The sequence below is a fragment of the Sphingomonas sp. BRN-1R genome (assembly GCF_057748035.1).
In genome coordinates this window covers 99,830-124,333 of record NZ_CM173236.1, presented here as the reverse complement: position 1 = coordinate 124,333, position 24,504 = coordinate 99,830, and the positions used below count along the sequence as shown (strand labels likewise).

Below are 24,504 nucleotides of genomic sequence, written 5' to 3'. Positions count from 1 at the left end.
AAGGCCGGGGCCGTTGCGTTGCTGGGTGAGCCCGGTACCCCACGTGAAGCGGCCCCGGCCTGTGCCGGGGCGACGATCCGGTCAGAACGGCACCTTGAGCGTCACCTTGGCCTGAAGGTCGCCGAACCGGCCCTGATCGGCATGCGGGGTGATCTCGCTGCCGCCGGGCAGCTTGAGCCGGAACTGGCGATCCTCGGCATAGCGCTCCGGCGTCGAGCGCAGCCGATACGCCTCCTGCGCGTCGCGGCGGCCGCACACCACGATGTCTTCGCTCGGCTGCGCGGGACAGGGCGCGGGCACGACGCTGGTGCGCGCGGGGGGCGCGGCCGGCGGCACGTCGGGCAAGGTTGCCGCTTGCAGGAACATCGCCGTCCAATCGAGCATCGCCGCCGCTCTCCCGCTCCCCGACACGCGCGAGCGTCGGCCACGAACGTGGCGGCAAGATGGTCGATCAGCATTGACCCTGCTCCTTCCGCGTTGCAGCATCGCGGGCATGGCTGACCTCCCCTCGATTGCGAACAATCCCGACGTGCGTTTCCTGGGCAAGATGCTCGGCGACGTGATCCGCGCTTATGGCGGCGAATTGCTGTTCAAGCGCACCGAGTATATCCGCGCCGCCTCGGTCGACCGGCATCGCGGCGTGGCCGGCGGCGAGGTCGATCTCGGGCTCGGCAGTCTCAGCCTCGACGAGACGCTCGATTTCGTGCGTGGCTTCATGCTGTTCTCGATGCTCGCCAACCTCGCCGAGGATCGCCACGGCGTCACCGCCGAGAAGGGCGCGGACGTCGCCTCCGCGCTCGCCCGGCTGGAGGCGGAGGGGATCGACAAGCCGCAGGTGATGGCGCTGCTCGGCCACGCGCTGATCGTACCGGTGCTGACCGCGCACCCGACCGAGGTGCGCCGCAAGTCGATGATCGACCACCGCAACCGCATCGCCGAACTCATGGCGTTGAAGGACGCCGGACTCGCCGAGACGCCCGATGGGGATGACGTCGATGAGGCGATCTACCGCCAGATTGCGTTGCTGTGGCAGACGCGCGTGCTGCGGCGCGAGCGGCTCTACGTCACCGACGAGGTCGAGACCGCCCTCAGCTATCTGCGCGACGTGTTCCTCCCCACGCTGCCCGCGCTGTACCAGCGCTGGGACCGGGCGCTGGGCGAACGCGCGCCGAGCTTCCTGCGCCCCGGTAGCTGGATCGGCGGCGACCGCGACGGCAATCCGTTCGTCACCGCCGACTCGCTGCGCACCGCGCTCGGCACATCGTGCGCGGCGGTGATCGGCTATTATCTGGAGGCGCTGAGCGGGCTCGGCGCCGAACTGTCGATTTCGAGCGACCTTGCCAGTGTCGCCGATTCGGTACAGGCGCTGGCGGAGGCGAGCGGCGACGCCGCGCTCAGCCGCAGCGACGAGCCGTATCGCCGCGCGATCACCGGCGTCTATGCGCGGCTGGCGGCGACGCACCTCACGCTCACCGGCAAGCCCGCGCCGCGCCCGGCGTCGGTCAAGGGCGAGCCCTATGCCGATCCGCAGGCGTTCCGCGCCGATCTGGTCGCGATCGCGCGGGCGTTGCGCGACGGCGGCTCGGGCGCGCTGTCGAGCGGAGGCGCGCTCGGCCGGCTGATCCGCGCGGTCGAGACGTTCGGCTTCCACCTCGCCACGCTCGACATGCGCCAGAACAGCGCGGTGCACGAACGTGTGGTGGCGGAACTGCTCAAGGTGGCGGGGGTCGAGGCGGATTACCTCGCGCTCGACGAATCGCAGCGCGTGTCGCTGCTGCGCCACGAGCTATCGAACGCGCGCCCGCTCACCAGCCCATTCGCTGCCTATTCGGACGAGACGCAAAGCGAACTGGCCATCGTGCGCGCGGCGGCCGAGGCGCATGCCAAATACGGGCCGGCGTGCATCACCAACTATATCGTTTCGATGGCGCAATCGGTGTCGGACCTGCTCGAAATCAACGTGCTGTTGAAGGAGGTCGGGCTCTACCGCCCCGGCGACACGCCGACCGCCGCGATCATGGCGGTGCCGCTGTTCGAGACGATCGGCGATCTCGAGGCCGCGCCAGCGATCATGGCCGAATGGTTCGCGCTGCCCGAAGCCGGCGCGATCACACGGGCGCGCGGCTATCAGGAAGTGATGATCGGCTATTCGGATTCGAACAAGGACGGTGGCTATCTCACCTCGACATGGTCGCTGTCCAAGGCGTCGACCGCGCTGAAGGCGGTGTTTGAACAGGCCGGCGTCGGCATGCAATTGTTCCACGGGCGCGGCGGCGCGGTCGGGCGCGGTGGCGGTTCGTCGTTCGCGGCGATCCGCGCGCAGCCGACCGGCACCGTGCAGGGCCGCATCCGCATCACCGAACAGGGCGAGGTGATCGCGGGCAAATACGGCACGCGCGAGAGTGCGATGATCAACCTCGAGGCGATGACGTCGGCGACGTTGCTCGCGACGCTCGAACCCGATCCGATCTCGCCCGCCGATCAGGCGCGCTTCTCGGCCGCGATGGACCGCATCTCGGACGCGGCGTTCACCGCCTACCGCGATCTCGTCTATGGCACGGAAGGGTTCCGCACCTTCTTCCGCCAGATGACGCCGCTGACCGAGATCGCCGGGCTGAACATCGGCTCGCGGCCCGCCAGCCGCACCAAATCCGACCGGATCGAGGATCTGCGCGCGATCCCCTGGGTGTTCAGCTGGGCGCAGGCGCGCGTGATGCTGCCGGGCTGGTACGGCGTCGGCAACGCGCTCAGCGGCTTCGAAGACAAGGGGCTGCTGGTCGAGATGGCGCAGAGCTGGCCGTTCTTCGCGGCGATGCTCGGCAATATGGAGCAGGTGATGGCCAAGTCCGACATGGGGCTGGCCGAGCGCTACGCCGAGCTGGTCGAGGACCGTGCGATGGCGCAGGCAATCTTCCCGCGCATCCGCGACGGCTGGCAGATGACGTATGACTCGCTGCTCGCGGCGACCGGGCAATCGCACCTGCTGGAGAAACACCCCGCGCTGGATGCGTCGATCCGGCTGCGCCTGCCGTATATCGAGCCGCTCAACATGCTCCAGATCGAACTCATCAAGCGCCGCCGCGCGGGTGAGGAGGACGAGCGGGTCGGACAGGGAATTTTGCTGTCGATCAACGCGATCGCGACGGCGTTGAGGAACTCAGGCTAGGCACGCCGCGCGAAAGATTAGCGTAGCTAATCACAAGCCCGGCGGCAGCCGGAGGCGTGCCCGGCCGGCGGCGCTACAGCGCCGACCGACGACGCGGCTTTGCCGCGGCGGGGCCTGTGTGGTGGCAAAGCGCGCGCATGTCCCTCGACTACGCTCGGGATGAACGGAGGTCAGTGGGCGCGGCGACGGCTTTGCGCTTGCCGACGGCCTTTTTGCGCGCGGAGCTTTCCCTTTCGACTTCGCTCAGGGCGAGTGTCGGAGCGTAGCCCCCAGCCAAACTCAACTCGCCGCAAACACCCCGCACGCCACACGCCCGCCGCTGTTCCCCGACGGATCGGTCATCAGATCGTCGGGCTTGGCATGCACCACCAGCGCCGAGCCGTCGGCATCGAGCAGCCCCGCCATCGTCGCGCCCGGCACCGTCACGCCGATCGTGCCGCGCCCGTCCGCGCCGATCACGAGGTTGGGGAGGTCGCCCTCGTGCGGCCCCTGCGGGTTCATCGAACCATGCTTCTGCGCGGTCGGGTTCCAGTGGCCGCCTGCGCTCGCGAAGTCGGGGCCGGTGCATTGGCCGGTGGTGTGGATGTGCGCGCCGTGCGTGCCCAGCGGCAGCCCCTTCGCGTCGACGGTGATGCGCAGGCCGCCCGATACTTCGGTGGCGCTGGCGCGGCCGACCTCGGCACCGTCGGCGGTGTGCAGCATCGCGACCGCGCGCGCGCCGCCCGGCGTCGGCGTGCCGAGTTCGGTCTTGCTCTTGTCGCACGCCGCCAGCGCGAGCGTGGCGGCGAGGCCGGCCGTGACGATACCGATCCGCATGCGAAAGTCTCCCTGTTGCACGGCAGACTAGCCGCGATCACGCCACGCGCACAAGGGAACGTCTTGCGGTCAGCGCGTCTCGAACGCGCGCACGCCCTTGCCGAGCGTGTTGTTGCCGATCGCGAGCCGCTCGTGGCTGTAATCCGCCACGAACGCGGGGCTGCGCGTCTCGCCCGGCGCGAGGCTGGCGGTGTTGCCCTCGACGCGCAGCCCGGCGGCGCTCTGTTCGCGCACCTCGGCGGCGACGACGATGAAGCCGGTCCAATTCTCCTTGTCGTGGCCCTGCACGAAAGTGTTGCCGGCGATCAGCCCGGTCGAACCATTGGGCAGGTCGATCATGTAGTTGGTCTTGTGCCCGGCGGTATCGTCGAAGCTGTTGTTGGTGATCGAAACCCGCGGGCCCCGCACCTTGATGTAATGCCCGCCGCGCCCACGCTCGAACCGCGAGTTGGTGACGGTGACGAGCCCCTTGGTCTCCAGATAGATCGAATGCGCGCAGCTTGGGGATTCATCGCACTGGCCGAGGCCCGCGAAGGTGGTGTGGTCGATCGTGATCGGCATGGCCTCGCCCGAGCCGCCGAGGATGCCCTCCTGACTGTCGAGGAACATGGAATTCCGCACGGTTAGCGCACCGGTCTCGATGCGAATGCCGGCACCATTGCCGTCCCCGACACGGAAGCCCCGGAAGACGATGCCGTCGACGGTCGAGCCCGCCCCGCGCAGCACCAGCGCCGCCTTGCCCTCGCACGCGGTCTGCTCGAAGATCACCTGCCCCGGCACCGCCGCCTTGAAGGTGATGTGCCCGGCCTGCTGGATCGCGCATTCGTGGTACGTGCCAGGCGCGATCACGATGGTGGCATCCTGCCCGCGGATCGCCATCAGCGCCTCGTCGAGCCGGCCGAAGCTCTGGCCGCCCTGCACGGTGAACGGCGCACCGCTGGATTGGGCGGCAACGGGCGCGGCGAGCGCGAGCAGGCTGAGGGCGAGGATGGTGCGCATCGAGACGGACTCCCTTTGGGCGGGAGATGCGCGTGCGCGCGCGGCTTGTGAAGGCGAATAGAGGGTTAACCGCGTGGCCGGCCTTTCGCCCTCCACCGTTCGTGGCGAACGAAGTCAAAGCACGCATTCCGAGTGCAGCGTTCAGGGCGAACGGCCCGGGCTTTGCCCCCTCCGTTCGTGCCGAGTAGCCACCGAGTAGGACCGCAGCTCCGTATCGAGGCGGCGTATCGAGGCACAGGCCCAGCGCGGAACCTGTCCTTCGATACGCTGTCTCGATACGCCCTTCGGGCTACTCGACAGCTACTCGGGACGAACGGCGAGGTTGCGCAGGGTGGGTGCGGGGCAAAACGCCCCTACTTCTCCGCCGACGTATCCCCGCCCCGCCACGCGCGCTCGAACGGCAACCGCCACGCATGCGGCGCGATAAGCTGGTGGATCGACTTCGGCCCCCACGAGCCCGGCTCGTACAGCCGCACCGGCGGCGGGTTCTCCAGCAGCGGGGTCGAGGCCTGCCACAGGCTCTCGATACCCTCGGCGGTGGTGAACAGCGTACGGTCGCCGCGCATCGCATCGAGGATCAGCCGCTCGTACGCCTCCAGCACCTCGCCGATTCGCCCGGTCTCCTGAAGCGCGAACTGCATCGACAGCTTGTCGAGCCGCATCCCCGGCCCGGGCCGCTTGCCGTAGAAGGACAGCGACACGCGCGACGCGTCGGCAAGATCGAAGGTGAGGTGATCCGGCCCCTGCGAACCGACGCCCGATCCGGCCGGGAACATGCTCTTGGGCGGCTCGCGGAATGCGATCGAGATGATGCGTTGCCCCTCCGCCAGCTTCTTGCCGGTGCGCAGGTAGAAGGGCACCCCCGCCCAGCGCCAGTTGTCGATCTGGCACTTCAGCGCGATGAAGGTCTCGGTATCGGACTCGGGATCGACGCCCTCCTCGCTGCGATAGCCGACGTACTGGCCACGCACGACATCGCGCGGGTCGAGCGGCAGCATCGAGCGGAACACCTTGTTCTTCTCTTCGCTGATCGGGCCGGGTTCGAGCGCGGTCGGCGGCTCCATCGCCATGAAGCCGAGGATCTGGAACAGGTGCGTCACCACCATGTCACGGAACGCGCCGGTGCTTTCGTAGAAGCCGATGCGCTTGCCCAGACCCAGCGTCTCGGGAACGTCGATCTGCACATGATCGATGAAGTTGCGGTTCCAGATCGGCTCGAACAGGCCGTTGGCGAAGCGGAAGGCGAGGATGTTCTGCGCCGGCTCCTTGCCGAGGAAATGGTCGATGCGGAAGATCTGCTCCTCCGCGAAGATCTCGTGCAGCTTGGCGTTCAAGTCGACCGCGCTGGCGAGATCGACGCCGAACGGCTTCTCCATCACCACGCGCGACCGCTCGATCAATCCGGCCTGCCCCAGCATCCGCGCGCTCGACAGCGCGGCATTGGGCGGCACGCTCAGATAATGCAGGCGGCGGCTTTCGGTGCCGAGGCTCTGCTCGGCGGCAAGCACCACTTCGCGCAATTTCTCCGGCCCGGCGGCGATCGGCAGATAATCGAGCAGCCCCGCGAACGCACCCCATTCGGCATCGTTGACCGGGCGTGTGCCGAACTCGTCCAAAGCGGCACGCGCGAAGCTGCGGAACGCATCAGCGTCCATCTCGTCGAGCGACATGCCGATGATGCGACAGTCGGGGATGAACCCCTCGGCGATGAGGTGGAACAGCCCGGGCAGCAGCTTCCTGCGCGACAGATCGCCGGTCGCGCCGATCAACACCACCACCTGCGGGAATTTTGGACCAACCGAGAGAGACGCTTTCGACATCGCCAGAACCTCCATGCGCAGTGCGGGGCCAATGGGCGAGTGCACGACGGCGGGTCAACCGGTTTCGGGAGCGGTGGTTCCGTGTGTGGTGCGAAGGATTGCCGGTGAATCCGCCACATACGTCATCGCAGCGGAAGCTGGGATCTCTCCGGGCTGGCACGCCGCGTTTCACCGGGAGACCCCAGCTTTCGCTGGGGTGACGATTGGGGGGCGTTCGTGCGGTCAGCGCTAGGCACTTGGGACAGGTGCTTCGACAGGCTCAGCACGAACGGCTTGTGTGTTGATGACCTCCAACCCAAACGTCCGTTCGCACTGAGCGTGTCGAAGTGCGTGCCCCACGCACCCGCCAAGCCTCAATCGAGATTTGGCCGCAGCCAGCGCTTCGCCGTATCGAGATCGACTCCACGCCGCGCGGCGTAATCCACCACCTGATCCTCGCCGATCCGCGCGACGCCGAAATATTCCGCCTGCGGATGGCCGAAGTAGAAGCCCGACACCGCCGCGGTCGGCAGCATCGCGAAGCTCTCGGTCAGCGTCGCGCCGGTGGCGTGGTGCGCGTCGAGCATCTTGAACAGCATCGTCTTGAGGCTGTGCTCGGGGCAGGCCGGATAACCCGGCGCCGGGCGGATGCCGCGATATTGCTCGCGGATCAGCGCTTCGTTGGTGAGCTGCTCGTCGGGCGCATAGCCCCACAGCTCCTGTCGAACGTGCTGGTGGAGCCGTTCCGCGAACGCCTCGGCGAGACGGTCGGCCAGCGCCTTGAGCAGGATGTCCGAATAATCGTCGATCGCCGCCTTGAACTTGGCGAGATGCGGCTCGATGCCATGGATCGACACCGCGAACCCGCCGATCCAGTCGCCCTTGGTATCGATGAAGTCGGCCAGGCACATATTGGCGCGGCCCTCGCGCTTGGCGATCTGCTGGCGCAGCATCGGCAGGCGGAACACGTCGGTGCCGTCGACCAGATTGAGCATGTCGAGCCCGATCAGCTCGTCGGCGTTGAAGTCGCCCTTGGTGTCGACGATCACGTCGTCTTCGTGGCGCGCGCACACCCACAGCCCGGCGACGCCGCGCGCGGTGAGCCACTTCTCTTCGATGATCCGGTCGAGCATCTTCTGCGCATCGGCATAGAGCGAGCGCGCGCTTTCGCCGACGATCGGATCGTCGAGGATCGCGGGGAAATTGCCGGCCAGTTCCCACGCGCGGAAGAACGGCGTCCAGTCGATCACCTCGCGCAGATCGTTCAAATCCCAGTCGCGGAACACATGTACGCCGGGCTTTGCGGGGGCGGCAGGCTTGAGCGCCATGTCCGCCACGAACGCATTCTCGCGCGCCTTGGCGAGCGGGAGCAGATCGTTGTTGCCCTTGTTGGCGCGCGCAATCCGCACCGCCTCGTAATCCTCCGCCGTCTTGGTGACGAAGGCCTGCTTCTGCGTATCGCTCACCAGCGTCGAGGCGACACCGACCGCGCGGCTGGCGTCGAGCACATGCACGACCGGACCGTCATAGGCGGGCGCGATCCGCAGCGCGGTGTGCACCTTGGAGGTGGTCGCCCCGCCGATCAGCAGCGGCATGGTGAAGCCGGCGCGTTTCATCTCCTCCGCCACCGTCACCATCTCGTCGAGCGAGGGTGTGATCAGGCCGGACAGGCCGATCATGTCCGCGTCGTTCTCGTTGGCGGCCTTGAGGATGTCGCTCCACGGCACCATCACGCCCATGTCGACCACGTCGAAGCCGTTGCACTGGAGCACGACGCCGACGATGTTCTTGCCGATATCGTGCACGTCGCCCTTGACGGTCGCCATGATGATCTTGCCCTTGCCGCGCGCGCCGGGCTCCTTCGCCGCCTCGATGAAGGGGAGCAGATGCGCCACCGCCTTCTTCATCACGCGCGCCGACTTTACCACCTGCGGCAGGAACATCTTGCCCGATCCGAACAGGTCGCCGACCACGTTCATCCCGTCCATCAGCGGGCCCTCGATCACCTCGATGGGCCTCGCGAACATCTGGCGGCATTCCTCGGTATCATCGACCACATACATGTCGATGCCCTTGACCAGCGCATGTTCGAGCCGCTTGTTGACCGGCCAGCCGCGCCATTCCTCCGCCGCCTTCTCCGCCACCGCATCGGTGCCGCGAAACTTCTCGGCGAGCGCGATCAGCCGTTCGGTCGGCGTCTCGTCGGGCTTGCGCTGCGGGCGATTGAGGATGACGTCCTCGCACGCCTCGCGCAGTTCGGGGTCGATATCGTCGTAGATGTCGAGCTGCCCGGCGTTGACGATCGCCATATCCAGCCCCGCCGGGATCGCATGGTACAGGAACACCGAGTGCATCGCGCGGCGCACCGGCTCGTTGCCGCGGAAGCTGAACGACAGGTTGGAAAGCCCGCCCGAGAAGTGGACGTGCGGGCAGCGCGCCTTGATCTCCTTCACCGCCTCGATGAAGTCGACACCGTAATTGTTATGCTCCTCGATGCCGGTCGCCACCGCGAAGATATTGGCGTCGAAGATGATGTCCTCGGGCGGGAAGCCGATCGTCATCAGCACGTTGTACGCGCGCTCGCAGATCTCGATTTTCCGCGCCTGCGTGTCGGCCTGGCCCGCCTCGTCGAACGCCATCACCACCACGGCGGCACCATACGCCATGCAGCGCTTGGCCTCGTGGAGGAACTTCTCCTCGCCCTCCTTCATGCTGATCGAATTGACGATCGGCTTGCCCGAGACGCACTTCAGCCCCGCCTCGATCACCGACCATTTCGATGAATCGACCATGAACGGGATGCGCGCGATATCCGGCTCGGCGGCGATCAGCTTGAGGAACGTCGTCATGGCATGCTCGGCGTCGAGCAGCCCCTCGTCCATGTTGACGTCGAGCACCTGCGCGCCCGATTCGACCTGCTGGCGCGCCACCTCGATCGCGGCGGGGTAATCGCCCGCCATGATGAGCTTCTTGAAACGCGCCGAGCCGGTGACGTTGGTGCGTTCGCCGATATTGACGAAGGTGGTGGAGAGGTTGGTCACGGACATTTCCCAAAGCGTCACCCCAGCGCACGCTGGGGTCTTTCAATAACTTGGCGGGCGCTCTGCCGCGAGAGACCCGGCTTTCGCCGGGGTGACGGCAGGTGTTTACCCCGCCATCGTCATCGGCTCCAGCCCCGCCAGCCGCGTCACCACCGGCGGCTTCGGCAGCGCGCGCGGCGGCAGACCCGCCACCGACTTGGCGATCGCGGCGATATGCGCCGGCGTCGATCCGCAGCAGCCGCCGAGGATGTTGACCTGCCCCTGATCGGCCCATTCCTTCACCAAGCCGGCGGTCGTCTCGGGCAGCTCGTCATAGGCGCCGAGTTCGTTGGGCAGGCCGGCATTCGGATAGACCATGATGAGCGTATCGGCGATTCCGCTGAGCGTCTTGACGTGCGGCCGCAACTGCTCCGCGCCGAACGAACAGTTCAGCCCGATCGTCACCGGCTTGGCATGGCGCACCGCGTGCCAGAACGCCTCGACCGTATGGCCTGACAGGTTGCGCCCGGACAGATCGGTGAGCGTCATCGACAGCATGATCGGCACGTCGCGCCCCAGCGCATCGCCCGCTTCGATCGCGGCCATGATGCCGGCCTTTGCGTTGAGGGTGTCGAACACCGTCTCGATCAGGATGAAGTCTGCGCCGCCTTCGAGCAGCGCGTCGGTCTGCTCGCGGTACACGTCCTTCAGGTAATCGAAGTCGATCTCGCGGAAACCCGGATCGTTGACGTCGGGCGAGAGCGACAGCGTCTTGTTGGTCGGCCCGATCGCGCCGGCCACGAAGCGCGGGCGACCATCGCGTGCCTGATATTCGTCGGCGATGCGGCGCGCAAGTTGCGCGCTCTGGATGTTGATATCCTTGACCAGCGCCTCCGCACCGTAATCGGCCTGGCTGATGACGTTGGCGGAGAAGGTGTTGGTCTCGGCGATGTCCGCGCCCGCTTCGAAATAGGCGCGGTGGATCGTCTCGGGCACTTCCGGTTTCGACAGCGCGAGGATGTCGTTATTGCCCTTCTGGTCCTTCGCGAGGCCGAGCGAGCCGGCGTAATCCGCCTCGCTCAGCTTCCAGTTCTGGATCTCGGTGCCGAACGCGCCGTCGGTGATGAGGATGCGCTTGGCGGCCTCGGCGAGCAGGGATTCACGTGGGGTCATCGTCTTTTCCTTCTCCCCTCCCGCTTGCGGGAGGGGTCGGGGGAGGGTCTGTCATGAGGAACGCCGTTCGTGGACAGGCCCTCCCCTAGCCCCTCCCGCAAGCGGGAGGGGAATGGTTATGCCGCCACCGCAGCTTGCACCGGCGCCTTCGCGCGCAGGCCGAGCAGGTGGCAGATCGCGAAGCTCAGTTCGGCGCGGTTGAGCGTGTAGAAATGCAGCGCGCGCACATCGCCCGCATACAGCTTGCGGCACAGTTCGGCGGCGAGCGTCGCGGCGATCAGCTGGCGCGCGGTGGCGTGATCCTCCAGCCCCTCGAATAGCCGGCCGAGCCACGCCGGCACCTCGGTGCCGCACATCTTGGACATCTTCACGATGCTGGCGAAATTGGTGACGGGCATGATCCCCGGCACCATCTCCGCGTTAATCCCCGCCGCCACCGCCGCATCGCGGAAGCGGAAGAACGTCTCGGGCTGGAAGAAGAACTGCGTGATGCCGCGCGTCGCGCCCGCGTCAATCTTGCGCTTGAGGTTGTCGAGATCGTCCGACACCCCGCCCGAATCGGGGTGGCATTCGGGATAGGCCGCGACCGAAATCTCGAACGGGTGCAGCCGCTTCAACCCCGCCACCAGATCGGCGGCGTTGGTGTAGCCATCGGGATGCGGCACGAACCCGTCCGCGCCCGGCGCATCGCCGCGCAAGGCGACGATGTGGCGCACGCCCGCCTGCCAATAAGCATCGGCAATCTCGTCGATCTCACCCTTCGAGGCTTCGACGCAGGTGAGGTGCGCGGCGGCGGGCATGCTCGTCTCCGCCTGGATGCGCGCGACGGTGGCGTGGGTGCGCTCACGCGTCGAACCGCCAGCACCATAAGTGACGGAGACGAACTGCGGCGCGAACGGCTCGAGCGTCTTCACCGTCTCCCACAACGCTTCCTCCATCTTGGGCGTCTTGGGGGGAAAGAATTCGAACGACACGGCGGTGTCGCCCGCCACGTCGGCGAACAGCGGCGCCTCCAGCGCGCGGCGCGCCTCCTCGAGCTGCGAAACCGAAATCGTCATGCCGCCTTCACCTCATGCACCGTCTGTTCGGCCGCAGCGCGTTTGCGCGCCAGCCAGAGTTTCACCGTCAGTTCGCCGCCTTCCAGCGTCTCGATCCGCTCCGGCGCAAGGCCGGCGGCGGCGAACCATGTCGTCATCTGCTCGTCCGAAAAGCCGAGCCGGGTATGCGCGTCGCGCGTGCGCAACTCCTCGCAATCGTGCGGCGCAAAATCGGCGATCAGCAGCCGCCCGCCCGCGCCAAGCACGCGCGCGGCTTCGGCGATCGCCGCGCCGGGCTGCTGCGCGAAATGCAGGACGTGGTGGACGATGGCGAGATCGGCCGCGCCGTCGCCGAGCGGCAGCGCGTAGAGATCGGCCTGGCGCAGTTCGGCATTGTCGACGCCGTGGCTCGACAGTTTCGCGCGTGCGAGGCGAAGCATTTCCGAGCTGCGGTCGATCCCCAGCGCCTGTTCGGCATGCCCTGCAAACAGTTCGAGCATGCGCCCGGTGCCGGTGCCGATGTCGATCAACTGGCCGACCTTCTTCTCGCCCAGTACCGCGCCGATCGCCGCCTCGACCTGTTCCTCGGCGATGTGGAGCGAGCGGATCGCATCCCATTCGCGCGCATTCGCCTCGAACCACTGCGCCGCCGAGGCCGCGCGGTCGGCGCGCACCGCCGCCAGCCGCGCCGCATCGGCGGTCGCCCAGTGATCCGCCTCCAGCTGCCCCCAGGCGTCGAGCGCGTCCGCCACCGGCGCGACCCGATCGGCCGCCCCCAGCGCGACGAACACCCAGCTTCCTTCCTTGCGCCGTTCGGCAAGGCCCGCATCGCAGAGGATCTTGACGTGGCGGCTGACCCGCGGCTGGCTTTGGCCGAGCACCTGCGCGAGTTCGCCCACCGACAGCTCCATCGAGCGCAGCAGCGCAAGGATGCGCAGGCGCGTCCCGTCGGCAAGCGCGCGGAAGATGTCGAGGGCGATCGTCATGTCGGGATCAGATATAAAGATATCTTTATATGCGGTCAATCGCACTCTCGCGGATTGCGGACCCATCGTGCGATTGCGTGCGTTGTGCGGCTTCGATAATCCTCGCCTCAGCGTATCACCGGGAGTTCGCGCGCCATGAAGAAGACCATCCTCCTCGCGCTTGCCGCGACCGCCGCCCTCGCCGCGTGCAGCCAGAAGGCGCAGGACGAGACCTCGCAGGCCGCGACCACGGTCGCCGCCGACGCCAATGCGACGATGCAGACCGCCGCAAACAGCACCGAATCCGCCGCCGACAAGGCGTTCGGATCGGCCGAGGCGACGATGGACAATGCCGGCGACGCGATCGGCAACGCCGCCGACAAGGCCAAGGACAAGACCGGCCAGGCGCTGAAGGCAGCCGGCAACGAGATCGAGGACTGATCCTTTGAACCGTTTCCTCGCCGCGCTCGCGCTGCCGCTGGCGCTCGCCGCCTGCGGGTCGAACACGACCCCCGGCGCGCTGACCGGCGGGGAGGCGCAACAGCTCAACGACGCGGCGATGATGCTCGACGCCAACAGCGTCGATGCCAATGCCGCGATCGTCGTCGACGACAATCATCAGGACAATCAATGACCGAACTCCGCCGCCTGGGAGCGACCGATCTCCACATCCTGCCGCTCGTACTCGGCGGCAACGTGTTCGGCTGGACCGCCGATCGCGCCGCCAGCTTCGCGGTGCTCGATGCGTTCGCGGACGGCGGCGGCACGATGATCGACACCGCCGACATGTATTCGAGCTGGGTGCCCGGCCATCAGGGTGGCGAATCGGAAACGATCATCGGCGAATGGCTCAAGACGTCGGGCAAGCGTGAACGCGTGCTGATCGCCACCAAGGTCGGCATGCTGCCGGCCGAAAGCGGGTCGCCGCTGTCGCCGGAAGCGATCGTCGCGGGCTGCGACGCCTCGCTCAAGCGGCTCGGCGTCGACACGATCGACCTCTACTATGCGCACAAGGACGATCCCGAGGTGCCGCTCGACGCGCTGACGGAGGCATTCGCGTCGCTGGTCAAGGCCGGCAAGGTGCGCGCGCTCGGTGCGTCCAATTACCATGCCGGACGATTGAAGGCGTCGGTCGACGCGGCGCGCCACGCCGGCATCCCGCACTTCCAGGTGCTCCAGCCCGAATACAACCTCGTCAATCGCCATCATTTCGAAGGCCAGCTTCAGGACTATTGCGTCGAGAACAATATCGGCGTGTTGCCCTATTATGGCCTCGCCTCGGGCTTTCTCACCGGCAAATACCGCAAGGCCGAGGATGTGAAGCAGAGCGTGCGCGGCGGTGGCATGGGCGAGCTGATCGCGCAGAAAGCGGGCGTGCTTGCCGCGATGGACGCGGTCGCGGCGGAGACCGGCGCCAGCCTCGCGCAGATCGCGCTGGCGTGGCTGGCGGCGCAACCCGGCGTGACCGCGCCGATCGCCAGCGCGACCAGCGTGGCACAGCTCGAGGATCTGCTCGGCGCGACGCGGCTGGTGCTGAGCGCCGACCAGCTCGACCGGCTCACCAATGCGGGTGCCTAAGCGCGGCTATTTCACCTTCAGCCGCACCCGCCAGGTGTTGAGGAAGGTGATGTTGCCGCGGCACACGTCCATCTGTGCCTGCTCGATCAATCGGAACTGGTCGCCATCCCACAAATAATGCTGCGACACGCCGCAATCGCCCTCGCGCGACTTGCGGGCATAGCTGTAGAGCGAACCGTTCGCATAGCTGCCGTTGGTGACGCGCGGCACGCGGGTCCAGCCGGTGAGGCCGGGTGTCGCGTCGAGCCGGGCGAGCCGGACGTGGCCCTTGTTGTCGATCAGATACACAGCCTCGGTCGGGTTGTCGCCGGTGGTGCGGCACGGCACCAGCGCGACGTTGCGCGTCTTGTCGAGCGAATGGATCTGCGCCTTGGCCGTACCGCGCGTGAGCGGGCATTTCGCGCGGCGTTGCAGCGCCTTCACCCTGGCCGAGCCGAGCGTCGGCGCGTGCCCGCTCGGGCGCGCCACAGCCACGATCGGCAGCTCGGGCGCGGGGGGCACCGCGCTGGCAGGCGTCTTGCCGCGCGCGATCGCGGCGGTGACGGTGCCGGTTCGCCCCTGCACGCCGTCCATATAGCGCAACGCATCGTCGAGCCCGTCGGCCGAGAGGCGCGCCAGGTCGCGGCCGGTGCCGTCCACCACTGCGATACGCCGCGCGCCGGGTAGCGCCGCGGCGATGTCGCGCGCGGTCGGCCCCTCGATCGTCGCGCCGTCGGGCGTGGCGCGGAACGGGCCACCGATCTGCACGCCGCCGATCTCAATCGCGAAGGGGTCCTCGTCGGTGCGCGCGGTCAGCCACAGCTTCCAGCGTCCGGTCGGGCCGGCCTCGCGCATCACGGTGAACACCTCGCTCGGCGCTGCGCCGTCTTCGGGATCGAGCGTGGTGAGCGCGCAGCGCCGCGCATTGTCGCAGGCCACCGCCCAATCGCCGAAGGTGGCGAACGGGCCGGGCTTCACGGGGATCGCCTTGGCTGGAAGCGCCGCCGCAAGCAGAAGCGCGAGAGGAAACATCGGTTACAGGCCCCTTCATGGCGGCTGGCGGATCGGCGAGATGCCGCTAAAGCTCCCGGCGGCGAGTTTCTTAGGCAAAGGACCGGGCGATGCAAGCAGTGGGTGTGATCGGCGCAGGCCAGATGGGCGCGGGGATCGCGCAGGTATCCGCGCAAGCCGGCTACCGCGTGCTGCTGAGCGACGTCTCGCAGGAGCGTGCCGAGGCGGGCAAGGCGGGCATCGCCAAACAGCTCGACCGCGCCGTTTCGAAGGAGAAGATCACGGCAGAGGCGCGCGACACGGCGCTCGGCTTGATCGAGCCGGTCGGCGGCGTCACCGCAATGGCAGACTGCGGACTCGTGATCGAGGCGGCGACCGAGCGCGAGGAGATCAAGCGCGCGATCTTCGCCGATGTCGGCAAGGTGCTGGGCGGCCAAGCGATCCTCGCGTCGAACACCTCCTCGATCCCGATCACGCGGCTGGCGCAGGCCTCGCCCGATCCGGCGCGCTTCGTCGGGGTGCATTTCTTCAATCCGGTGCCGGTGATGGGGCTGATCGAGCTGATTCGCGGCCTCGCCACCGCCGACGCGACGGTCGCGACGGTCGAGGCGTTCGCGCAGGCGCTCGGCAAGCAGGTGGTGCACGCCAACGACGCGCCGGGCTTCATCGTCAACCGCGTGCTGATGCCGATGCTCAACGAGGCGTGCTTCGCGCTCGGCGAGGGCGTGGCGGGGGTGCGCGACATCGATCTTGGCTGCACGCTCGGCCTCAACCAGCCGATGGGACCGCTGACGCTTGCCGATTTCATCGGGCTCGACACCTGCCTCGAGATCCTGCGCGTGCTCCACAGCGGCACCGGCGATCCCAAGTTCCGCCCCGCGCCGCTGCTGGTCAAATATGTCGAGGCGGGCTGGTTCGGCCGCAAGACCAAGCGCGGCTTCTACGATTACACGGGCGCGGAGCCGGTGCCGACGCGCTGACGTTTACGCTCCGAGCGCGAACGGCCCCACCCGTTCGTGTCGAGCCCTTCGACGGGCTGGCAAGCCAGCCGCTCAGGATAAACTTTGGCCCGTTGGGCCAAAGTCGAGACACCTGCGCTTTAGCCATGTCCCTCGACTTCGCTCGGGACGAACGGCGGTATGGTGGCATGTGCTCTTTCGGTGCAGGGTCATCCCGTACTCGCGCCGTCGCGCGCGCGGTGGTAGGCGTGCCGCCATGCCCACCCCGTCGATCTTGCTCACCGTGATATATTACGGTAACACACATCGCGGCCGCGTTTCGGGCCGAGCGGAGTGAGCATGCGGCATTTCCCCTTCGGACGGGACGAGGATGGTGACACGCCGTTCGAGCTGACTGGCCGCCTGCCCCCGCGCGACGCCCCGCGCCCCTATGATGCGCGTGTGCGCGACGATGATTACGATCCCGAAGCCGATCGGTATGGCGATCGGCTCGGCTCCGGCGGCCATCGCCCGGACGATGAGCGGCCGCGCCGCCGCATCGCTTATGGCCGGTGGTTCCTGCGCGGGCTCGCCGCGCTGATCGTGATCTTCGTGCTGCTGGTCGGCTGGCTCGCCGTCACCGCGCCGCTGTCGAAATCGCTCCAGCCACCGCTGCCGCCGAGCGTGACGCTGCTTGCCGAGGATAACAGCCCGATCGCGCGGCGCGGCGCGATCATCGGTGCGCCGGTCGATGCCGCGAAACTGCCCAAAAACGTCACCAACGCCTTCATCGCGATCGAGGATCGCCGTTTCCGCTCGCATTGGGGCGTAGATCCGCGCGGCATCCTGCGCGCGATGTTCCACAACGTGCGCGGCGGCGGCGTGCGCGAAGGCGGCAGCACCATCACGCAGCAGCTCGCCAAGAACGCCTTTCTCGATTCGGACCGAACCGCAGCGCGCAAAATCCGCGAGGTGATGATCGCCTTCTGGCTGGAGGCGTGGCTGACAAAGGACCAGATCCTGTCGCGCTACCTCTCCAACGTCTATTTCGGCGACAACGTGTATGGCCTGCGCGCAGCGGCGAAACATTACTTCAACCGCGATCCCGAGGATCTGTCGATCGCGCAGGCGGCGATGATGGCGGGGCTGGTCAAGGCGCCGTCGCGGCTCGCGCCGACCGGCAACCTCGCCGGTGCGCGCGCGCGGCAGAAGCTGGTGGTGCGCGCGATGGCGGAGGGCGGGTTCATCAGCCGCGACACCGCTGCCGACATCGGCCCGGCGCGACTCTCCGCCAACCGGATCAAGCCGTTACCCGACGGCACCTATTTCGCCGACTGGGTGCTACCCGCCGCGCGCGACCGCGCGGGCGAGATCGCCGCAGAGACCACCGTGCGCACCACGCTCGACCGCCGCCTGCAACGCCTCGCCGAACGCGCGGTCGCGCACGCCGGCCTCAAGACCGCGCAGGTCGCGCTGGTGGCGATGCGTCCCGACGGGCGCGTGGTCGCGATGGTCGGCGGCAAGAACTACGCGGCGAGCCCGTTCAACCGCGCGACGCAGGCGCGCCGCCAGCCGGGGTCCGCGTTCAAGCTGTTCGTCTATCTGGCCGCGATGCGCGCCGGCATGACCCCCGACACGATGATCGCCGACGAACCCGTCACGATCGGCGACTGGAGCCCCAAGAACAGCGACGGCCGTTATGAGGGGCAGATCACGCTGCGTCGCGCCTTCGCCAAATCGAGCAACGTCGTCGCCGCCCGGCTGATCCAGAAGGTCGGTGTCGCCAATGTCATCAAGGCCGCGCGCGACCTCGGCATTTCCACCCCGATCCCGAACGAGGCGACGATCGCGCTCGGCACCTCGACCGTGTCGCTGCTCGAACTCACCGCCGCCTATGCAGGTGTCGCCTCGGATCATTATCCGGTGCGCCCGCACGGCCTCGAAACCGAGCCCGAGGAGCATCACTGGTATGATGCGATCACCGGCGCCACCCATGCTTTGTCCCCGACCGAACGCTCGGAGATGCTCGACCTGCTCTCCGCCTCGGCCGAGACCGGCACCGGGCGGCGCGCGGCGCTGTCGATCAAGACCTATGGCAAGACCGGCACCACGCAGGACAATCGCGATGCTCTGTTCATGGGCTTCGCCGACGATCTGGTGGTGGGCGTGTGGGTCGGCAACGACGACAACACCCCCAATCCCGGCCTGTCGGGCGGCGGCGTGCCGGCGCGCGTGTGGCGGGAGTTCATGACGCAGGCGCTCGGCGTCAGCGCGGCGGTGCCGCCCGACGCGATCCCCGCCGCGGTCGACCCGGATGCGCTCGACGATGGCGACAACACAATCCTGCCGACCGGCGGCGATCTCGAAGGCATGGGGCTGCACCTTCATGTCGGCCAGGACGGCAGCATCTCGCTGGGCGGCCCGCAGGGCGACGACGAGCGTGACGACCGCGAGCGCCGCTTCGACCGCGAAGACCGCCGCCGCCTGCCGCCGCCCGATGTCGAGCGCGACGACGACGAGCAATAGCCGCCGATCGCTACAGCAGCACGTAATCGGCCGGCAGCAGCGCCGGCGGCAAATCCTTGTGCCCGGCGGCGTGGAGCAACTCGCGCTCGATCGTGCGCACCATGCCATCGAGCGGAAGGCCGTTGGGCGCGGTGCCGAACGGATCGCTCAACTCGTCGCCAAGCGCATCGAGCCCGAAGAACGCATAGCTGACGAGGAAGCTCGGCAGCAGCGCCCACCAGCCCAGCGCCGGAGCCAGCGCGAACGGCAGCAGCAGGCAGAACGCATACGCGGTGCGGTGGAGCAACAGCGCATAGGAAAACGGCAGCGGCGTCGCCTTGATCCGCTCGCACCCGCCCTGAACATGGCCCAGTTCGGTGAGCTGCGTTTCGAGCAGCGAATGATGGATCGGCGTGATCGTCCCCGCCGCGACAAGCGCCAGGCAGCGTCCGCCGACCAGCGTCAGCACCGCATCGGTCGGATTGGGCGCATCGGCATCGGGCGCGATATGGCGCGCGATCGCCGTGGCTTCGTCGCCGTCGCGCAGCTTGGCGGCGAGCCCGGCGGCGAACCCGCATAGCGCTTCCAGCAACGCCGCACGCTCGGCCACCGGCAACGCCGACACCTGCCGCGCGAACGAGCGGCTGGCGATGATGAGCTGCCCCCAAAGTTTGCGCCCCTCCCACCAGCGATCATAACAGGCGGTGTTGCGGAAGCTCATGAAGATCGAGAGCGACAGGCCGACCAGCGTGAACGGCATCGCCGCCAGCCCAACCAGCAACGCGGGATGCGTCCGCGCGACCACCACCGCGATCGCGGAGACCGCCAGTATCGAGATCAGCCGCCGCAGGATGCGCGGCAGGATCGATCCGCGCGTGGCGAACAGCACGTCGCGCAGGCTGGGGCTGCCACGGACGATCATGCAAGCGGATCGGGAGATGCCATCGCGCCGCTATGCCGCCCGCGCCACCGCCGCGCAATCGCGCGGTTGACGCCCGCCCGGCCGAACCGCAATGCTGCGGCGATGCGTTTCTTCTCCGACAATGCCGCCCCAGTTCACCCCGCCGTGTTCGATGCGATGGCCGCGCACAACACGCTCGACACCGCCTATGATGGCGACGCGCTGAGCAAGAGCCTCGACGCGCGCTTCTCCGCGCTGTTCGAGACCGAGGTGACGGCGCTGTGGGTGCCCTCCGGCACTGCGGCGAACTGCCTCGCGCTCGCGGCGCTGTGCCCGCCGTTCGGTGGCGTGGTCTGCCACCGCGATGCGCACATCCAGAACGACGAATGCGGCGCACCCGAATTCTACACGCACGGCGCCAAGCTGATGATCGGCGAGGGCGCGGGCGCCAAGCTGACGCCCGACAGCATCCGCGCGGTGATCGACATCATCGCGAACGACGTCCACCGCGTCCAGCCGCACGCCATCTCGATCACCAACGCGACCGAATATGGCATGGTCTATACGCCCGCCGAAGTCGCCGCGATCGGCGACCTCGCGCGCGGACGTGGGCTCGGGCTGCACATGGATGGCGCGCGCTTTGCCAATGCGGTCGCGCATCTCGGCTGCTCGCCCGCCGACCTGACGTGGCGCGCCGGGGTCGACGCGCTCAGCTTCGGCTTCATCAAGAACGGCGGGATGAGCGCGGAGGCGCTGATCTTCTTCAAGCCCGGCCTCGCCGCCGACACGCTGCGCCGCCGCAAGCGCGCCGGGCTGCTGCTGTCGAAGGGCCGCTACCTCGCCGCGCAAATCGTCGCGCTGCTCGAGGAGGATCGCTGGATCGCCAACGGCACCGCCGCCAATGCGGCGGCGCGGCTGCTCGGCGATGCGGCGGGTGCGCGCGCGATCCATCCGGTCGAGGCCAACGAGGTGTTCCTGCGCGTGACGCCCGACGAGGCGGCGAGCCTGCGCGCGCTCGGCTTCGACTTCTACGATTGGGCGCACGGCGAGATCCGGCTGGTGACATCGTGGAACCACAGCCTTGACGAGGTTCGCCCCCTCGCCGAGGCGATCGCCGCGCTTCGATAAGCGCAGCTTGTGAGGCGATAAGCAGATCGCGCTTGTCGCGCTGGCTGCGCGCGATACTGCGGCCTTATGACAGTCGTTTCGCCCCCGGCATCCCGCCTCGCCGTGCTGATCCCGTTCGCGATCGTCACGCTGATCTGGGGCTCGACGTGGCTGGTGATCCGCGGACAACTCGGCGCGGTGCCGCTCGGCTGGTCGGTGACGTATCGCTTCAGCCTCGCCGCGCTGGCGATGATCGCCTACACGTTCGCGCGCGGCGAACGCATCCGGCTCGATGCGCGCGGCTGGGGCTTCGCCGCGACGCTCGGGCTGTTCCAGTTCTGCCTCAACTTCAACTTCATCTATCGGGGCGAGCAGCATGTCGCCTCCGGGCTGGTCGCGGTGGTGTTCGCGTTGCTACTGTTGCCCAACGCGGTGCTCGGGCGAATCTTCCTCGGGCGTAAGCTCGGCGTGCAACTGCTACTCGGATCGGCGGTCGCGGTCGGCGGGATCGCGCTGCTGTTCCTGCACGAGGCGCGTGTCGATCCGCATGGGCCGCGCGAGGCGCTGACCGGCATCGGCCTCACATTGCTCGGTACGCTCGCCGCCTCGGTCGGCAACGTGATGCAGGGCACGCAGGCGGCGAAACGCTATCCGATGATGCCGATGATCGCGGCGTCGATGCTGCTCGGCGCGATCATCGATGCTATGTGCGCATGGGTGCTGTTCGGCGCGCCGGTGATCTCGACCGCGCCGGCCTATCTGTTCGCCACCCTGTACCTCGGGCTGATCGCCTCCGCGCTCGCCTTTCCGCTCTATTACGGGGTGATCCGCGCGATCGGCCCGGCCAAGGCGGCTTATTCGAGCGTGCTGGTGCCGGTGATCGCGATGGCGCTATCGACCGCGTTCGAGGGCTATCGCTGGGCGGCGCTGTCGATGCTCGGCGCGGCGCTCGTGATTGTCGGGCTGGTGATCGCGCTGACCGAGCGCAAGCCGGCGCGATAATCGCGGAAGCGCGGCCGCCAGCCGAGCACGCGCTTGGCCTTGGTCGCAGCGATGCGGCGGTTCTCGGCATAGAAGGCCCGCGCCATCGGCGGCAGATCGGCGAGCGCGACCAGCGGCGGCGGCGGCAGGCCGAGCAGGTGCGCGGCGAAGCTTACCACTGCGTCCTGCGCGGCGGGATGATCGTCGGCGAGGTTGTACGCGCCGGCCGGAGAATCGAAGCCGGCGATTACGCCCGCGACGATATCCTCGACATGCACGCGGCTGAACACCTGACCGGCAAGCCCGGTACGGTACGCCCGCCCTTCACGAACGCGATCGAGCGCCGATCGACCCGGGCCATAAATACCCGGCAGCCGGAACACGCGCGCGCCGAGCGCTACCCAAGCCGCATCGGCGGCGGCACGCGCGGTGCGGCGGCCGGTGCCGATCGGCGCGCTTTCGTCGACCCACGCGCCGGCGGCATCGCCATAGACGCCGGTGGAGGAAAGGTAGCCGAGCCAACGGCCCCTAAGCGCCTCCCCCCAATCGTCATGCCAGCGCACGCTGGCATCTCCCGCGTGGGGCACGCCGCTCGCACCATCGCCCGAGACCCCAGCGTGCGCTGGGATGACGAGATGCGGTGCGATGTAGCGCGCCAGCACCGGATCGCGCCCATCGACCGGCGGCACCGAAGACAGCACATGCGTCGCCGCTGCCAGCTCGCGTCGCACCGCATCGTCATCGGCGAAGTCGATCGTGCCGCCGTGCCCGGTGCCGGCGACGTGCCAGCCCTCCGCCCGCAGCCGATGCGCGAGCGCCTGGCCCGTATAGCCGAGCCCGAACACGAACAGCCGGCTCATTTCGCCCCCGGCCCGTCGTAGAGCAGCCCGAAGAAATCGCCCTTGTTCCAGCGCGGCCGCTCCGGCGCATCGGCGATCGCGCGGGTGATCGCGGTGTTGGCGGCGACGAAGCGCAACCCTTGCGCCCAGTCGATCGGCTGCGACAGATCGTCGGAGGGCTGATGATAGCGGTGCTTGAGGAAATCCTCGAACGCCGCCTTGCCCGGCCCCGCCTGCCCCGGCCACAGGAACACCGAGGGCACACCCTGCTGGACGAAGCGATAATGGTCCGACCGCACGAAGAACCCCTCGGCCGGATCGGGATCGGGCGACATGGTGACGCCCAGCGCCGCCACCGCCTGCGCGACGATCGGCCCCAGCGTCGAGCGGTCCGCGCCGAACACGGTCATGTCCTGGAACGTGTACGACAGGATCGGCATGTCGAAATTGACGTCGGCGACGATCCGCCCGGCCGGCACGGTCGGGTGGCGCGCGAAATAGTCCGAGCCGACCAGCCCCTCCTCCTCCGCGGTGACGGCGAGGAACAGGATCGACCGCCGCGTCGGCATGTCGCTGGCGCGAAAGCGCTTGGCCGCCTCGATCAGCGCGGCGATGCCCACCGCATTGTCCTCCGCCCCGTTGTAGATCGCGTCGCCGTTCACCGGCAGGCCGACGCCGAGGTGGTCGAGATGCGCCGACAGCACCACCACCTCACGCGACAGCGTCGGGTCGGTGCCCGGCAGCAGCCCGGCGACATTGGCGCTGTCGAGCGGTTCGGACGACGTCTTCAGCGCGGCGGTGAGGATGCCGGGCAGTTGTTCGGCCTTGAAGGTCGCGGTGGGATCGTCGGCGCGCGGGGCGAGCTTGTCCCACGGCGTCTTGGCGTGCGCGAACAGCTTGGCCGCGCCCGCCCCGCTGACGGTGGCGATCAGCGGCACGCCGGCGATATGGCCGGTACCATCGGGATAGGCCCAGGTCATGCGCGAGCGGTCCCACCCCGCCTCGCTGACGCTGCCCGGCTCGATCAGGATCGCCGCCGCAGCACCACGTTCGGCGGCGATCGCGGTGCGCGTCGCGAGGCTGGCGAAATGCGCGCGCTCCTCGCTCTGAAAGCCGGGCGGCGTCTCGCCGAGGAACGCGACGATCTTGCCGCGCACGTCGACCCCGGCATAATCGTTGCGCTTGTATTTGGGAGCGACGATCCCCTGCCCGACGAACACCACCGGCGCGTCGAGCGAAAACTGCGGCTTGCCCGGCACCGCGCCCGGCACGAAATCGCGCCCGAACACCAACGGCACCGGCACGCCGGCCTGGGCTGTCAGCACGAGATCGCCATGATCGGCTGGCTGGTAGCGCAGCAGCGGCACGGTCTGGAGATAGCCGCCCTTGTCGCCCGCCGGCTTCAGCCCCGCCGCGAAGAAGCGCGAGGCCACATATTCGGCGGCGATGCGATATTCGGGCGTCCCCGCCTCGCGCCCGCGCAACGCGTCGGAGGCGAGGAACATCACATGCGCCTTCATCGCCGCCTGATCGTCGGGCAGTTGCGCGGGTGAAGGCGCGGCAGCTTGGGGCGCGGCGGCTTGGGGCGCGGCAGCCTGGGGCGCATCGACGACGCGGGCGGATGCGGGGCCGGCGAACGCCAGCGCGACCGCCACCAACACTCTGCACGCCAAATTGTCCCGCATGGCCG

The 24,504-nt window shown here is 68.2% G+C and carries 20 protein-coding genes; 8 read left to right on the top strand and 12 right to left on the bottom strand.

Annotation, left to right across the window (positions count from 1 at the left end; translation table 11 throughout):
* Window positions 1–81: 81 nt before the first annotated feature.
* Window positions 82–384, bottom strand: a complete 303-nt coding sequence (locus tag AC3ANX_RS00575) for a hypothetical protein (protein WP_488335116.1) — start codon at window positions 382–384, stop codon at window positions 82–84.
* Between the two features lie 109 nt (window positions 385–493).
* Between AC3ANX_RS00575 and ppc the strand changes: the two genes are divergently transcribed.
* The gene (gene ppc / locus AC3ANX_RS00570; protein ID WP_488335115.1) at window positions 494–3,166 is read left to right on the top strand and encodes a phosphoenolpyruvate carboxylase; all 2,673 of its coding nucleotides are present in this window, start codon (window positions 494–496) and stop codon (window positions 3,164–3,166) included.
* Window positions 3,167–3,445: 279 nt separating this feature from the next.
* On the opposite strand, the gene AC3ANX_RS00565 is transcribed toward ppc, so the two are convergent.
* The 7 genes from AC3ANX_RS00565 to AC3ANX_RS00535 all read right to left on the bottom strand — a co-directional run bounded on the left by AC3ANX_RS00565 (window position 3,446) and on the right by AC3ANX_RS00535 (window position 12,996).
* Window positions 3,446–3,982 carry a superoxide dismutase family protein gene (locus AC3ANX_RS00565; RefSeq protein ID WP_488335114.1) on the bottom strand — a complete coding sequence of 179 codons (537 nt, stop codon included), beginning with the start codon at window positions 3,980–3,982 and terminating at the stop codon, window positions 3,446–3,448.
* Window positions 3,983–4,051: 69 nt separating this feature from the next.
* Window positions 4,052–4,981, bottom strand: coding sequence for a right-handed parallel beta-helix repeat-containing protein (locus AC3ANX_RS00560; RefSeq protein WP_488335113.1), 930 nt, complete (start codon window positions 4,979–4,981; stop codon window positions 4,052–4,054).
* 353 nt (window positions 4,982–5,334) lie between these two features.
* On the bottom strand, window positions 5,335–6,801 hold the full coding sequence (gene zwf, locus AC3ANX_RS00555; RefSeq protein WP_488335112.1) for a glucose-6-phosphate dehydrogenase: 1,467 nt from the start codon (window positions 6,799–6,801) through the stop codon (window positions 5,335–5,337).
* A 353-nt stretch (window positions 6,802–7,154) separates the two neighbouring features.
* Window positions 7,155–9,827 (bottom strand): methionine synthase, encoded by a 2,673-nt coding sequence (gene metH / locus AC3ANX_RS00550; protein WP_488335111.1) that lies wholly within the window; start codon window positions 9,825–9,827, stop codon window positions 7,155–7,157.
* Window positions 9,828–9,926: 99 nt separating this feature from the next.
* A complete protein-coding gene (locus AC3ANX_RS00545; protein ID WP_488335110.1) occupies window positions 9,927–10,973 on the bottom strand; it encodes a homocysteine S-methyltransferase family protein in 1,047 nt (348 codons plus the stop codon).
* 116 nt (window positions 10,974–11,089) lie between these two features.
* Window positions 11,090–12,031 carry a methylenetetrahydrofolate reductase [NAD(P)H] gene (metF, locus tag AC3ANX_RS00540; RefSeq protein ID WP_488335109.1) on the bottom strand — a complete coding sequence of 314 codons (942 nt, stop codon included), beginning with the start codon at window positions 12,029–12,031 and terminating at the stop codon, window positions 11,090–11,092.
* A complete protein-coding gene (locus tag AC3ANX_RS00535) occupies window positions 12,028–12,996 on the bottom strand; it encodes an ArsR/SmtB family transcription factor (protein ID WP_488335108.1) in 969 nt (322 codons plus the stop codon). Before AC3ANX_RS00535 ends, metF begins: the two co-directional genes overlap by 4 nt.
* A gap of 135 nt (window positions 12,997–13,131) precedes the next feature.
* On the opposite strand from AC3ANX_RS00535, the gene AC3ANX_RS00530 reads away from it, so the two are divergent.
* The 3 genes from AC3ANX_RS00530 to AC3ANX_RS00520 are packed head-to-tail and all read left to right on the top strand — an operon-like array spanning window position 13,132 to window position 14,553.
* Window positions 13,132–13,416, top strand: coding sequence for a hypothetical protein (locus AC3ANX_RS00530; RefSeq protein ID WP_488335107.1), 285 nt, complete (start codon window positions 13,132–13,134; stop codon window positions 13,414–13,416).
* Window positions 13,417–13,420: 4 nt separating this feature from the next.
* Complete coding sequence (locus AC3ANX_RS00525; RefSeq protein ID WP_488335106.1) at window positions 13,421–13,609, top strand: hypothetical protein; 189 nt, start codon at window positions 13,421–13,423, stop codon at window positions 13,607–13,609.
* Window positions 13,606–14,553: an aldo/keto reductase gene (locus tag AC3ANX_RS00520; RefSeq protein WP_488335105.1), complete on the top strand. Its 948-nt coding sequence runs from the start codon at window positions 13,606–13,608 to the stop codon at window positions 14,551–14,553. The genes AC3ANX_RS00525 and AC3ANX_RS00520 overlap by 4 nt, the downstream gene beginning before the upstream one ends.
* A 6-nt stretch (window positions 14,554–14,559) precedes the next feature.
* Here the strand turns inward: AC3ANX_RS00520 and AC3ANX_RS00515 are convergent, their stop codons facing one another.
* Window positions 14,560–15,564: a DUF1176 domain-containing protein gene (locus AC3ANX_RS00515; RefSeq protein ID WP_488335104.1), complete on the bottom strand. Its 1,005-nt coding sequence runs from the start codon at window positions 15,562–15,564 to the stop codon at window positions 14,560–14,562.
* A gap of 89 nt (window positions 15,565–15,653) precedes the next feature.
* Here AC3ANX_RS00515 and AC3ANX_RS00510 point away from each other — a divergent pair, with 89 nt between their 5' ends.
* Window positions 15,654–16,523: a 3-hydroxyacyl-CoA dehydrogenase NAD-binding domain-containing protein gene (locus AC3ANX_RS00510; protein ID WP_488335103.1), complete on the top strand. Its 870-nt coding sequence runs from the start codon at window positions 15,654–15,656 to the stop codon at window positions 16,521–16,523.
* 318 nt (window positions 16,524–16,841) lie between these two features.
* Window positions 16,842–19,007 (top strand): transglycosylase domain-containing protein, encoded by a 2,166-nt coding sequence (locus AC3ANX_RS00505; protein ID WP_488335102.1) that lies wholly within the window; start codon window positions 16,842–16,844, stop codon window positions 19,005–19,007.
* A gap of 10 nt (window positions 19,008–19,017) precedes the next feature.
* Here AC3ANX_RS00505 and AC3ANX_RS00500 read toward each other — a convergent pair whose 3' ends face one another.
* Entirely contained in the window at window positions 19,018–19,908 is an 891-nt protein-coding gene (locus AC3ANX_RS00500; RefSeq protein WP_488335101.1) for a bestrophin family protein, read from the bottom strand.
* A gap of 102 nt (window positions 19,909–20,010) precedes the next feature.
* Between AC3ANX_RS00500 and AC3ANX_RS00495 the strand changes: the two genes are divergently transcribed.
* Window positions 20,011–21,015 carry a threonine aldolase family protein gene (locus AC3ANX_RS00495; protein WP_488335100.1) on the top strand — a complete coding sequence of 335 codons (1,005 nt, stop codon included), beginning with the start codon at window positions 20,011–20,013 and terminating at the stop codon, window positions 21,013–21,015.
* 66 nt (window positions 21,016–21,081) lie between these two features.
* The gene (locus tag AC3ANX_RS00490) at window positions 21,082–21,996 is read left to right on the top strand and encodes a DMT family transporter (protein ID WP_488335099.1); all 915 of its coding nucleotides are present in this window, start codon (window positions 21,082–21,084) and stop codon (window positions 21,994–21,996) included.
* Here AC3ANX_RS00490 and AC3ANX_RS00485 read toward each other — a convergent pair.
* The gene (locus tag AC3ANX_RS00485; protein ID WP_488335098.1) at window positions 21,906–22,835 is read right to left on the bottom strand and encodes a Rossmann-fold NAD(P)-binding domain-containing protein; all 930 of its coding nucleotides are present in this window, start codon (window positions 22,833–22,835) and stop codon (window positions 21,906–21,908) included. The two genes, AC3ANX_RS00490 and AC3ANX_RS00485, sit on opposite strands and share 91 nt — an antisense overlap.
* Window positions 22,832–24,469 (bottom strand): M28 family peptidase, encoded by a 1,638-nt coding sequence (locus AC3ANX_RS00480; RefSeq protein WP_488336849.1) that lies wholly within the window; start codon window positions 24,467–24,469, stop codon window positions 22,832–22,834. The genes AC3ANX_RS00485 and AC3ANX_RS00480 overlap by 4 nt, the downstream gene beginning before the upstream one ends.
* Between the last annotated feature and the right edge of the window lie 35 nt (window positions 24,470–24,504).